The following is a 12,179-nucleotide window of genomic DNA, read 5'->3' as shown; positions in this document are numbered from 1 at the left end:
TGCTATGAAGGAATTCTCATTGCAGCCATCACACAGTTTAGGAATATCGCTCCCCCATGTTGGCGCTGCGACCACAGAACAACTGGACGATGCGAAGCTGGTTGCCGCAAGCCAGGCAGGCGACCAGGATGCATTTGCCCAACTGGTGCAGCGACATCAACGACGAGTATTCAACCTTGTCTTTCGCATGCTTCAACAATATGAAGAAGCGAACGAGGTCACGCAAGAAACATTTCTTGCTGCCTGGCAGGGCCTATCTTCCTTTCGAGGAGACGCCCAGTTCTCAACCTGGCTCTATCGTATTGCTTATAACTGCTGTCTGAAACAACTGGAACTACGTAAACGAGAAAAAGCACTACAGGCTGCAATACAGGAAGAACAAATTCTGGAAAAAGCTCAGGGCGATGAGCCCTCTAATGCAGCAATAGAGGCCTCGGCTTATCAACATCTTGTTCACGAGCAGCTTTCTAATCTTCCCGCGAAATACCGCATTGTGTTGATTCTCCGTCACCTTCAAGAAATGACCTACGAAGAGATGGCCGAAATATTGACTATGCCCATTGGCACAATCAAGACGCATCTGTTCAGAGCACGGAATCTGTTGAAAGAGCGCCTACAGGCATTTGAGCAGGAATGGAAATCACGAGGTTAAAGAATGCATTGCTCTAGAGCTTCTCGATACATCCAACTCTATATTGATCAACATTTACCTCTCAACAAGATGCGAGAGCTGGAAAAACATCTCTCTTCTTGTTCTCGTTGTCAGCAGGAATTACGGCAGCTTGAATACATCAGTCGGGCCATTCAGAGCTTCGATCTGGTTCAAGAGCCAGCGGACCTGACCCACAATATTATGCAGCGCATCGCACTCAGGACCCGGCAAGCAGAGGAAGCTCGCCGCCGGCAGACCTTGCAACAGGAAGCAGAGAAACTGTTCCGCCCATCGTTTCCAGAACTGCTGGTTGCAATCATTCTAGCCTCCGTTGCCACCATTGGCGTAATGGCGAGCGAGCCCTCGCTACGCTCTATGCTCCCTATTGGGAACGGACATGACATTCTCTCACAGCTTCTGATGACTATCTGGAGCATGCTGATGGGCATGAATAGTAACATTTTAATGCTTTCCTTCTGGGTTTTCGGTACCCTTATCGGCATCTGGATTACCCTTCTATTAGCAGGTAGTGAAGTACGTACCATCTGGTTTAAAGCTGTACTGGATCGTCTCCCGGTCTGGTAATCCGCTTTTGACCGGAGGACAGCCACCTCTGAGGGTTTCATCATGCGGACAGCTAATCAACGCCATCTTCACGAGGTAGTGGCCGGCTTCTACCAGCTCTGCCATCCTGTCCCTGTCCTGTTTCATACCATCGCAATTGCGCTCTTTGCCTTGCTCGCCGCCTGGCCTCAAGTCTCCTGGCCGCGTTTTGTGCTGGTCGTAGCCGCCCATCTGGCAATGCAGCTTTCTATCGCTATTCTCAATGACTACTGTGACCGTGAGCTTGACGCCCGAAGTGACAAAAAGAAGCCCCTGGTTCAAGGGCTGGTTCGTCCCCGGGAGGCGCTGATCGTGGGGCTCTTTTTAATTGTCGTCATGGCATTCCTCTTGTGGCCGCTCAATCGCCTTGCTGGGCTTCTCTCCTTGATCTACCTCTGTCTGGGCCAGGGCTACAACCTCGGGCTGAAATCAACACCCCTCAGCGGTATCGTCTTTGCACTGGCAATGCCTCTAATCCCGGTCTATGCTTTTGTCGGCATGGATCGCTTTCCGCCTTTTATTGGCTGGCTGATCCCACTCGGGGCACTCTTTGGCATCGCCCTCAATCTCGCGAATTCGCTCCCGGACATCGAGGAGGATCGAGCCGGGAATGCACGAACCCTGGCGGTTGTACTAGGCGTTCGCGGATGTGCGCTCGCTATCCCTCTTCTGCTTCTTGGCGGAGTGGTTGTAATCGCCCTTCTCACTTTCACACATCTGGTGCCTGCAAATTTGCTCATTCTCCTGGCGACCTTTCTCCCGGGTCTGTTCGGCATTGGCCTGCTCGCGCTTCTCTTCAGGCCACAGCGCTTGCTGAATCGCAAAACAACCCGCCGCCCCTACTTCCTCTTTGTGGTCTGTATTACGCTGCTTCTAGGAGGGGGTTGGTTAGCTGGAGTCCTTTTCTGAAAGGGGGTTGCTTATGCCGCTACGCTTTACAGCCCTGGAATATCTGCTCGCTCGTTTGAACTTGCTGCCCACACCGCTTTTTGACGTTCCACTCTCTGCCGGAATCTCAACAGCGCTCTATACAGCCTGCAAGCTTGGGCTTTTCGATAGCTTGCGTACCCGAGGACAGACGGTGTCGGAGCTCGCCGATAGGCTTCAGTGTCATCCTCAGGGACTGCTCTATCTACTTCAACTGCTTGTCTCTTCCGGCTATTTGCGCCAGCACAAGGGGAGATATTACAACACACGCATAAGCCAGCGCTGGCTTGTCTCAAGCTCCCGACAGAATCTCATACCATATATTCTTCATGGACCCGATCTGGCGAATATCTGGGCCCATCTCGATGAGATTATCCACACCAACCAGGCAGCGATGAAAACGCCGTATGAAGAGAGTACCACAACTGCTGAGAGCCGACAGCTTCTTGAGCGCCACTATGCCGGGCTGGCCGCGCTTGCCTCAATGATCGGCCCGGAGATTCTCCGGCGGGTCCCTCTGCCACAACCTGCCACCCGTCTGCTTGATGTTGGCGGCTCTCATGCAGCGTACAGCGCGCTTTTTTGCCGCGCCTATCCCGGGCTGCATGCAACCGTGATCGACCTTGAAGCCGGGGTTGAGGCAGGCACACACACGGTACAGCGTCTGGGGCTGGAACAGCGAATTCAGTTTATGTGCTGTGATATTGTGAGCGATGATTTTCCTGAGCACTTTTCAGAACCCTTTGATGTGGCGCTCTACTTTAACATCGCCCATCTGCTTCAACCTGAGGACAACCAGGCGGTACTTCACAAGGTGGCTCATACTCTCCGCCCGGGCGGGCTCCTGATCCTGGTCGATCAGCTCTCAGACCAGCGGCAACGCTCACGCCTCTCCACCCTGACCACCCAACTGATGCAGCTCTCTGTGACCATCATCGGTGGCACCTGTCATCCATTTTCGGATGTCCGATACTGGCTGGAAAGGGCAGGAATGGAGCAGATTCACAAACATGAGATGCTGACACCAGGAACTTGCTTCGTGACAGCACGCAAGCGAAACGAGACAAAAAAAAGAAGCGGTGACTGATCACCGCTTCTTAAAAGTCGGGGTGAGAGGATTTGAACCTCCGACCACTTCAACCCCATTGAAGTGCGCTACCGGGCTGCGCCACACCCCGATTCTTTCGGACGGCTTTATTATAACAGATATGTTTTGAGCTCGTCAACCCCCCTTTTCAGAAAAAACCAACAAAAAGAAAAGAGATGAAGAAGGCTAGATTGCCATTGCAGCTCGCTCCTGACGCCTCAGCAGCCAATATGCCACCATCATTGAGGCTACAGTCCAGATGCCGAACACCAGCAGATCTGCCCATATCGCGCTCACCATATGCACATTGATAAAAGCAAGGTACAGTCCATCCGCAAAATAATACGTCGGGAAGAGCTTGAGCAGGTTCATCAGAAAGCCCTCCGGGAACCAGCCAATCCCCAGGAACATGCCCAGAAATGCCGGGAAAAAGGTTAGCAGCCAGAGAATACCAGCAACGCCACCAAGGGCGCTCCCGGTATGACAGACACAGACACAGATAAAACCGAGGCTAAGCGAAAAGAGCGTGAACAGCACGATGAAGAGCAACTGCATCGGAACCAGGCCCGAGAAGCCCGTCAACAGGGCAAGCACCATCAATGAGGCAGCCATCTGATAGAGAAACGCAACCAGAGCCCGCGCCTGAATCACAGTGGCAAAGGATGAAGGAGCAAGCAACAACAGACGCAGGATCTTTTTCTCTTTCTCCTCAACAAATATAGCAGCCGCTATCGACAGCGAATATTGATTCGCGACCAGACAACCAGCAACCGCAAAGGTCTTTTTCAATATATCCCACGGTCTTTCAGAAAGAAAGGTTGAGGAGGGCTTCACCATCAGTTCTATATGGATAGGCTGATCATGCCGCAACTCCGCAATATACCTTCTCAAAACGGCTTGAATCTCGGCCTGAGTGCTCTTCTCTGACTCGATTCCCCTGAGATACAACTGTACATGCGGCTCCTTGCCCTTTTGAAGCTGCTGTTCAAGATCATCCGGAATCACAATCCCGATGGTATACGGCCCGCTCTCGTCCTCAACACGCTGCGAAACCTCAGTAGCAGAAAGCGCTTGTGTCACTTTGACACCGGGGAATATCTCCCCAAAGAGTTGCTCTATACGCGCATCACTATGCTTCTGATAGAGCAAAACAGCGACATTTCGTGTCCCTATCAGATTCGCTGCCAGCACAAAGAAAGCCGCTATTACCAACGGCAAGACAAGCGTTAAGGCGCTAGATTTGTTGACAACACTATCCAGAAGATCTTTGCGGGCAATCGCAAGTACAGCTCGAATATTCACCAGATCAACCTCTCCTGAATGCTCTGATCAGCTAAAACTGTACCATAGAATCACTTGTCACGTAAAGCAAACAGGGAGCGCACTTGATAGACACTCCCTGTTAAAGCAGTTAGAACTGTGCCGCTCTTTTTGCTTGCCTCTTGAGTATCAGAGTGGCAAGTACCAGCAGCACGACCGCACATGCAGCAATCACAGCCATATCCAGAAGCACAGTACCATTCCAGCCTGCATTCTGTACCGCTCGTGAGAAGCCATCCGCCAGGTAGTAGGTAGGAACCGCCCGCGCAACATAGGTCAGTGGGCTTCCCTGCAAAAGAACGGACATGAAATCTGAAGCCAGCATCGCAGGGAAGAGAAACAGCATCGTCATCACTCCGGTAAAGCCACCTAGAGAGGTTGCCGTCTGAAAGATACAGCCAGCCAGCAAACCCATCGATAGCGAGAAACAGGCCCCAAGCACGACGAAGACGCCCAGCATCGGGATATTGCCGGAAAGGCCCTTCATTGCGATCAGAACAACAACCGTCATGATGAGCTGGTAGATCAGCGCGAACAACAACTTTGCAATAAGAATATCCGCAAAGGACGCAGGAGAAACCATCAGCATCCGCAGGGTCTTTTTCTCCTTTTCCTCAACCAGTAGATTGGGCACAATGGTCATACCCGTTAAGAACGACATCAACAGCGCGATTCCGCCATAAAAGCCATTCATCTGCTGAGTCAGTGAGAGCTGATGAGCATCTGGCGGATTGATCGTGACGACGGAAAACCGCACAGGTACCGGGTTGGACAGGGAGGACGCGTAGCTATTCACCACGCTCATCAATGTGGTCTTTGCGGCTGCCCCCTCCGGAATCTCGCTGCCATTGATGTAGAGTTCAAGATCAGGATGTGCGCCTTTCCGTAATAGCGTATCAAAGTCCTCTGGAATGATAAGGCCAAGAGCATATTCAGATTCTTTTTTGCTGCCATTTGGTCCAAATGCCGTCTGCACCGCCTCAGCCGTATCTACTTTAGTGACTTTTGTCTTCTCATAGGTCTTGCTGATCACCTGTTCAAGAGCGGATTGCGACGGATTGTACACCAATATATGGGTTGGCTTATCAGCATTGCTTAACAGGCCAGAAAACACAGCGAACAGAATCACCATAAAAATCGGTGCAAGAAGACCAAACAATGTCATTTTGTTGGCAATAGTATCAATCAGATCTTTTCGCAGAATAGCGAGAATAACACGCGCTCTCATGTTTTTTTGCTCCACATCCAGATTTCTATCAATACATGCACTATGCCAGACGAGTTCCAGCGATCTTCACAAAGACATCTTCCAGCGTCGCTTCATTTGAATGAACCGCCAGCACTTTCCCCTCCGCCATCCATTGCATCAGCACGGCTTGCTCGGCAGGCTGATCCATATGAATAAGCTTCTCTACCAGCGAGCCAGCTTCTGACAGCGTGACCGTCATTGTACGCTCACCATGTTGCAGCTTCAGATTACGGGGCGTATCATTGGCAACCAGTTGCCCATTCGCAATAAAGGCGACTCGATGACAGAGCTGGTCAGCCTCTTCCATCATGTGTGTCGTCAACAGAATCGTCATCCCTTCCTGGCTCAAGCGGGCAATGGTACGCCGCAAATCACGGGCCGTAATCGGGTCCAGGCCGCGGCTTGGCTCATCCAGAAAGAGCACCTCTGGCCGATGAAGCAGGGCCCGAGCAATCATCACGCGCTGCCGCATGCCGTTTGAAAAGGTACGGAGAGGCTCTTTCGCCCGATCGCGTAGCTTCACCAGTTCCAGAACCTCATCAACCCGGCTGACCGGCACATCATACAGCCAACAGGCGAACTCAAGGTTTCTGCGCGCAGAGAGTCGCTCGTACAGATTAGGATCTTCAAAGACAACGCCGATATGTTGCTTCAGTTCCCTGTTCTGCCGAACCACATCATAGCCAGCGACTTGCGCCCGCCCTCCGGTTGGATCAATCTGTCCGGTTAACATCCGAATTGTTGTGGTCTTGCCCGCACCATTATGACCCAGAAAGCCAAAAATCTCACCACGACGCACGCTAAAGTTAATCCCTTTCACCGCCTCCTTTGCCCCAAAAGTTCTGCTCAATTCAAAAGCTTCTATCATCAATTCGCTCATCGTTTCACTCCTTCACTGGTGTCTGTCGTTTTCCCTTTTACCCCTCGCCAACGTCCTGTGACAACTGTACTTGGTCTTGACAGGACCGCGCTATATATTTCCGCTGAATGGAGTAAAAAACAGGCTAACAGGAGCCTCTCAGTGCTCAAAAAAACAAAGAAATGGCTGAATGGAGTGGAGAAAGGGGTCAACAGCGCACCCGCAATACCGGTTTCTGAAGAAAATAGAGGTATTTCTTTCCAGAAAGAGGAGGCTTATTCCGGCTCTGTTTTCTATGCTACAATAGAGCAAATCTCTTGAGCGCAGAGGACTGTATGCTACAGATACACCGACTCGAAAAACAAATAGAGGGACGCAGCGCTCTCTCTATAGAAGAGCTAACCATTCAAGCGGGCGAGATATGGGCGCTGGTTGGGCCTCCTGGAAGCGCGAAAACTGTGCTGATTAAAATTCTGGCGGGGCTCCTTCTGCCAAGCGGTGGCCACATCACCCTGAACGGCACAGATATTCATCTCAAGCCAAATATATGCAAACACATCAATGTGCTCTTCGAGGAAGACTTGCTCTATGAGCGCCTCTCGGCACAGGCAAATCTCAATCTGTACCGCGAGATCCGTGGCCTGCCAGCCGCCAGTGTGCATCAGGCACTCTCACTTGTCGGTCTGAGCGATCAGGTCCATACACCTATCTCCAAACTCTCACCCTCAGCACAGAGACGGCTGGCCTTTGCCCGTACATTAATGGGACAGCCACAGGTTATTCTGCTTGATCTCCCCATCTTACGCGCTGACCTGGATACTACAGCCCTTTTTGCACGCTTACTCGAACAACAAGCTCGAAACGGAGTAGCCATTCTCCTGACCTGCGAAGATCTTTCATGGTCCGGTCGGTTCTGTACGCATATTGCCGAAATCGAGGACGGGAAGATTATTGAGGTGCGCCACACCGGAGAGAAACAGCCCTCGACCAAAGAAGCGGCACACTCAGACGAAGAGAAACCAGCACGGCGCGAGGTTCCATATAAGGTGCCGGGCAGAAAAGAGGATCGCATCATGCTTTTTGATCCAGCCGAAATTCTCTACGCAACCAGCCGCGATGGAAAAATCATACTGCGAACAGAGCGTGATGAAGCAGTCACCAACCTGACTCTGCAAGAGCTGGAAGCACGGCTCCAGAAACGCGGTTTCTTTAAGGCACACCGTGCCTATCTGGTCAATCTGCAAAGAATCAAAGCGGTCATCCAGTATACCAGAAACAGTTATACACTGCTACTCGACGACGCGCAGGAAACCATGATTCCGCTTAGCAAGCAGAGCGAAAAGGAGCTACAGGACTTGCTTCAATATTAAAACTCGCTTTCAGCTAGACTTTCTAACGCAAATCTGCTACACTATATTTAAGCATGTTAAGCTACCATATATGTGTCAGAAAGCTATCGGACCGCATATGAGCCGATACAGCATAGATGTCATGTGAAAGGCGAGGAAGGGGAGAGTAGACGCATTCTACATCTGCGCAGGGAGAAGAGGTCAGCGACTGAAAGCCTCTTCGCAGGAAAAAGCGTTGAAGTTCACCCCTGAGCCGACTATTGAACCTCCGCGGGCGGAGTAAGTAGATAGTTCCGGGAGTCCCCGTTACCGGACATTCCAAGCGGAAATTCGTATGCGATCGTTCCCGTATCGGGATACGCGAATTTCAACATGGGTGGTACCGCGGAGTTTTCATTACCGGCTTCGTCCCTGAGACGTTGTCCGGTTTTTTGATTTTTGGAGGAAGGCATGATAGACCAGAACGAAGCGTTGCTCGACCAGCTTGAGCAAATACGCACAAAAGCAATTGCTGAGCTTGAGCCTGTTACGACAATGGCAGAGCTGGAGGAATGGGACATCCGCTACCTGGGGCGTAACCGTGGCGAACTGAAAAATATTGCAGCCGTCATGCCCAAATTGACCAAAGACGGGCGACGCGTTGTCGGGCAGAAGATGAACGCTGTCAAGTCCGAACTGGAGAGCCATCTGAAAGCCAGACGCGAAGAGATCCGCCAGAAAGAACTGCTCGCGACACTGGAAAAAGAACGCATTGATGTCACGATGCCAGGCCGACATCTACCTGTTGGCCATATGCACCCGTTGACACGCACGATCCAGGAAGTGACCGACGTCTTCATGAAGATGGGCTTCCAGGTGGTTCAAGGGCCCGAGGTAGAGACAGACTACTACAACTTCCAGGCGCTGAATATCCCGGCAGATCACCCATCTCGCGATATGCAGGACACCTTCTGGATTGTTCCCGGCGAACTCCTGCTGCGCACTCAGACCTCACCGATGCAGATCCGTGTGATGAAACAGACTCGGCCCCCGGTTCGGGTCATTGTGCCCGGCAAGGTCTTCCGGAACGAGGCCATTGACGCAACCCATGAGGCCCAGTTCCATCAGATTGAAGGCCTGCTGATCGACGATCAATGCACAATGGCAACCCTCAAAGGCTGCCTTCAAACCTTCGCCCGTGAGCTCTACGGAGAAGGGCGCCAGGTCCGTTTTCGGGCAAGCTACTTCCCGTTCACCGAGCCAAGTGCCGAGATGGATATTAGCTGTGGCGAATGTAACGGGAAGGGCTGCCGCGTCTGCAAGTACACCGGGTGGGTTGAGCTGCTCGGTTGTGGCATGGTTCACCCGAAAGTGCTGCGTGAAGTTGGCTATGACCCGAAGAAGTATCGCGGCTTCGCCTTCGGCATGGGCGTAGAGCGCATCGCCCTGGCAAAATATGGCATTAACGAAATTCGCCTCTTCACCAGCAATGATTTGCGCTTCTTGCGCCAATTCTAAACTGTTTTTCTCGCAACACAGGAATTATTCCCATCAACAGGGTGTGAACCATATAAGGAGTTTTTGACAGCATGAGAGTACCGCTTAGTTGGCTCCGGGAGTATGTTGACTTCGATATGACTCCCGAAGAGCTGGCCCAAAAGCTGACGATGGCCGGGCTCGAAGTAGAAGCCATTGAATACATCGGCAAAGAATGGGGCGATAAAGTTATCACTGCCCAGATTGTCCATCTGGAGAAGGTCGAAAAATCGGATCACCTGAACTATACAAAGGTCTCAACCGGAACACAGGAGCTCAATGTTATCTGTGGCGCTCCAAATATCAAGCTCGGCGATAAGGTGCCTCTGGCTCTGCCCGGAGCGCGCGTAGGCGACCTGGTTATTCAGGAAACGAAGAAGATGGGCTATGTCTCACAGGGCATGCTCTGTTCTCCGCGTGAACTTGGCCTGGGCACAGACCACAGCGGCATCTACATTCTTGACACGGATACGCCACTCGGCGTGAAACTTGCCGACCTGATGAGCGAGGTCGTGCTTGAGTTCTCGATCAAGGCCCACCGGGGCGACCTCTCCTCAATTATCGGCATCGCCCGCGAGGTTGCTGCACTTACCAGACAGCCACTTCGCCTGCCGCCAATGGAGGTGCAGGAGCAGGGAACGCCAACTCCAGATATGGTCAAAGTGACCGTCGAGAATGACGAACTCTGCAAGCGCTATATAGCACGCGTGATCAGTGATGTGAAGCTCGGACCATCTCCATCGTGGATGGGCCGCCGCCTGCTGGCTGCTGGGATGCGCCCGATTAACAACGTTGTCGATATCACGAACTATGTGATGCTGGAACTTGGTCAGCCTCTGCATGGCTTTGATTACGATCTGGTCCCGGAGCATCATATCATCGTTCGGACCGCTCATGAGGGGGAGACGCTGACGACCCTGGACGATGTGAAGCGCCAGCTCACACCCGAGATGCTGATGATTACTGACCCGACTGGACCGACCGCCATTGCTGGCGTGATGGGCGCGGCCCGGAGCGAAGTCAACGACAATACCTCAACCGTGCTGCTGGAAGCTGCGAACTTCCAGGCAAGAAGCGTGCGGCGTACGTCGACAACCCTGGGGCTGCGCACTGAGTCGTCAGGGCGCTTTGAAAAGGGCCTTGATCCGGAGCTGGCCCGCCTGGGCGCCAATCGCGCCTGTTACCTGCTGGCACAACTGGCAGGAGGCACAGTGCACCCCGGCGCAGTAGATCACTATGCAGCGCCTCCTCAACAGCGCAAACTTCCGTTCTCGATTCACGACATCGAGTGGCTGACCTCGATGCAGGTAACACAGCAAGAGGCCTGCGATGCGCTTGAGGCGCTTGGATTCTCTGTCGAAGCACACGACGATGGCAAAACCATGACGGTGACAGTCCCGACCTATCGCCCGGATATTGAAGAGGAAGCCGATCTTGTTGAGGAGGTGATTCGCAATATCGGGTATGATAAGATCCCAACCTCGATGCCAACAGGTGGGCTTCCTGAGCCGCTCCCCGATCAGTGGTTCGAGCGTGAAAAGCTGGTACGCTCGCTTCTAGTCGGTGCTGGCCTCAATGAGACTATCACCTATGTGATGACTAACCGAGCCCGCACGCTCAATCTGCTGGCTTCCGCCGACAAGGAGTCCGCCCGCTACCTGTTGCAGGCTCCCTCAGGTACTGGCAACACAGCCGGTGAGCTGGCCTCGAACGCCGCCGGTACACAGGCTTTGGTAGCCATTGACCCGAAGGACCTTCCCGCTGTGGTGATCGTCAATCCGCTCAGCAAGGATCTTGATAGTCTGCGTCTCACTCTGATGAGCAGCCTGATGGAGATCATGCAGGAGAATAGCAAGCGCAACGAAGCAGGTCTGCGCTTCTTCGAGATCGGACGGCGCTACCTGCCCGCTCAGCAAGCAAATGAGCAACCAGACGAACGACGAAGCGTCAGTATCGCTATGAGCGGTCCCGCCGCCATCTCCTGGATCAATGAGCTGTCGCGCCCGGCAGACTTCTATGATCTGAAAGGCGTGATCGAAACCTTGCTCGAAGGGCTCCACATCTCGGAGTATCGGTTCACACCGACACAGCATCCGACCTTCCATCCCGGTCGCTGTGCACTATTGGAGCTGCCCCGAAAAGGCCCCGATGGCGAAACCATCTTTAGCCCTGCCGGCATCCTGGGCGAGGTGCACCCTGTTGTGCAGCAGCGCTATGATCTGCCGCACCGCGCCTACCTCAGTGAGATTGATCTAGAGCGGCTCTTCGAGGCAGTGCCTGAGCGGATTGTCTATCAGCCGTTCTCGCGACAGCAGGCGCTCACTCGCGACCTCGCGATTATCGTGGATCAGCAGGTACTGGCGCAGGAGCTTCAGGGGGTCATTGAGCGCAACGGAGGCGAACTACTTCAGCGCGTCTCACTCTTCGATGTCTATACTGGCGATCCGATTCCCGCAGGCAAGAAGAACCTGACCTACTCGCTGGTGTATCAGTCACGCGACCGCACGCTGAAAGATGCGGAAGCAAACGAGCTTCAGGACAAGATTATCCAGGCCCTTCACGACCAGTTTGGGGCCCAGCTACGCCAATAGGCACATCTTCAATAGCAAAGGCTCGGG

10 protein-coding genes, 1 tRNA gene and 1 other annotated feature are annotated in these 12,179 nt (G+C 52.9%); of the genes, 7 read left to right on the top strand and 4 right to left on the bottom strand.

Translation table 11 applies throughout. The annotated features are described in order from the left end of the window. Positions 1-19: 19 nt before the first annotated feature. The 4 genes from KTH_RS26070 to KTH_RS26055 are packed head-to-tail and all read left to right on the top strand — an operon-like array spanning position 20 to position 3,269. The gene (locus KTH_RS26070) at positions 20-652 is read left to right on the top strand and encodes an RNA polymerase sigma factor (RefSeq protein ID WP_170142860.1); all 633 of its coding nucleotides are present in this window, start codon (positions 20-22) and stop codon (positions 650-652) included. A 3-nt stretch (positions 653-655) separates the two neighbouring features. After that, on the top strand, positions 656-1,237 hold the full coding sequence (locus tag KTH_RS26065) for an anti-sigma factor family protein (RefSeq protein ID WP_497621805.1): 582 nt from the start codon (positions 656-658) through the stop codon (positions 1,235-1,237). Between the two features lie 42 nt (positions 1,238-1,279). Then, the gene (locus KTH_RS26060) at positions 1,280-2,164 is read left to right on the top strand and encodes a UbiA family prenyltransferase (RefSeq protein ID WP_497621803.1); all 885 of its coding nucleotides are present in this window, start codon (positions 1,280-1,282) and stop codon (positions 2,162-2,164) included. Between the two features lie 13 nt (positions 2,165-2,177). Beyond that, positions 2,178-3,269: a methyltransferase gene (locus KTH_RS26055; RefSeq protein ID WP_497621801.1), complete on the top strand. Its 1,092-nt coding sequence runs from the start codon at positions 2,178-2,180 to the stop codon at positions 3,267-3,269. A gap of 17 nt (positions 3,270-3,286) precedes the next feature. Here KTH_RS26055 and KTH_RS26050 read toward each other — a convergent pair. The 4 genes from KTH_RS26050 to KTH_RS26035 form a co-directional block, all read right to left on the bottom strand. Continuing rightward, positions 3,287-3,360: transfer RNA gene (locus KTH_RS26050), tRNA-Pro, on the bottom strand. Between the two features lie 95 nt (positions 3,361-3,455). Further along, positions 3,456-4,571 (bottom strand): ABC transporter permease, encoded by a 1,116-nt coding sequence (locus tag KTH_RS26045; RefSeq protein ID WP_497621799.1) that lies wholly within the window; start codon positions 4,569-4,571, stop codon positions 3,456-3,458. 109 nt (positions 4,572-4,680) lie between these two features. Continuing rightward, the gene (locus KTH_RS26040; RefSeq protein WP_497621797.1) at positions 4,681-5,817 is read right to left on the bottom strand and encodes an ABC transporter permease; all 1,137 of its coding nucleotides are present in this window, start codon (positions 5,815-5,817) and stop codon (positions 4,681-4,683) included. 40 nt (positions 5,818-5,857) lie between these two features. After that, on the bottom strand, positions 5,858-6,718 hold the full coding sequence (locus KTH_RS26035) for an ABC transporter ATP-binding protein (RefSeq protein ID WP_111325135.1): 861 nt from the start codon (positions 6,716-6,718) through the stop codon (positions 5,858-5,860). 314 nt (positions 6,719-7,032) lie between these two features. Here KTH_RS26035 and KTH_RS26030 point away from each other — a divergent pair, with 314 nt between their 5' ends. The 3 genes from KTH_RS26030 to pheT all read left to right on the top strand — a co-directional run bounded on the left by KTH_RS26030 (position 7,033) and on the right by pheT (position 12,152). Then, positions 7,033-8,067, top strand: coding sequence for an ATP-binding cassette domain-containing protein (locus tag KTH_RS26030; RefSeq protein ID WP_497621795.1), 1,035 nt, complete (start codon positions 7,033-7,035; stop codon positions 8,065-8,067). A 124-nt stretch (positions 8,068-8,191) separates the two neighbouring features. Continuing rightward, positions 8,192-8,462: a binding site (T-box leader), on the top strand. A gap of 34 nt (positions 8,463-8,496) precedes the next feature. Continuing rightward, a complete protein-coding gene (pheS, locus tag KTH_RS26025; RefSeq protein WP_497621793.1) occupies positions 8,497-9,543 on the top strand; it encodes a phenylalanine--tRNA ligase subunit alpha in 1,047 nt (348 codons plus the stop codon). A gap of 71 nt (positions 9,544-9,614) precedes the next feature. Then, positions 9,615-12,152 (top strand): phenylalanine--tRNA ligase subunit beta, encoded by a 2,538-nt coding sequence (gene pheT, locus KTH_RS26020; protein WP_497621791.1) that lies wholly within the window; start codon positions 9,615-9,617, stop codon positions 12,150-12,152. Positions 12,153-12,179 lie beyond the last annotated feature (27 nt).

It is taken from the genome of Thermosporothrix sp. COM3, from assembly GCF_059696735.1.
The sequence above is the reverse complement of the archived record's forward strand: the minus strand, read 5'-3'. Positions and strand labels throughout refer to the sequence as shown.

What these genes read in the sequence shown, in the direction of transcription:
- KTH_RS26065 (WP_497621805.1), top strand. Translation starts at nt 656, where the DNA reads ATGCATTGCTCTAGAGCTTCTCGATACATCCAACTCTATATTGATCAA.
- KTH_RS26060 (WP_497621803.1), top strand. Translation starts at nt 1,280, where the DNA reads ATGCGGACAGCTAATCAACGCCATCTTCACGAGGTAGTGGCCGGCTTC.
- KTH_RS26055 (WP_497621801.1), top strand. Translation starts at nt 2,178, where the DNA reads ATGCCGCTACGCTTTACAGCCCTGGAATATCTGCTCGCTCGTTTGAAC.
- KTH_RS26040 (WP_497621797.1), bottom strand. Translation starts at nt 5,817, where the DNA reads ATGAGAGCGCGTGTTATTCTCGCTATTCTGCGAAAAGATCTGATTGAT.
- KTH_RS26035 (WP_111325135.1), bottom strand. Translation starts at nt 6,718, where the DNA reads ATGAGCGAATTGATGATAGAAGCTTTTGAATTGAGCAGAACTTTTGGG.
- KTH_RS26030 (WP_497621795.1), top strand. Translation starts at nt 7,033, where the DNA reads ATGCTACAGATACACCGACTCGAAAAACAAATAGAGGGACGCAGCGCT.
- pheS (WP_497621793.1), top strand. Translation starts at nt 8,497, where the DNA reads ATGATAGACCAGAACGAAGCGTTGCTCGACCAGCTTGAGCAAATACGC.
- pheT (WP_497621791.1), top strand. Translation starts at nt 9,615, where the DNA reads ATGAGAGTACCGCTTAGTTGGCTCCGGGAGTATGTTGACTTCGATATG.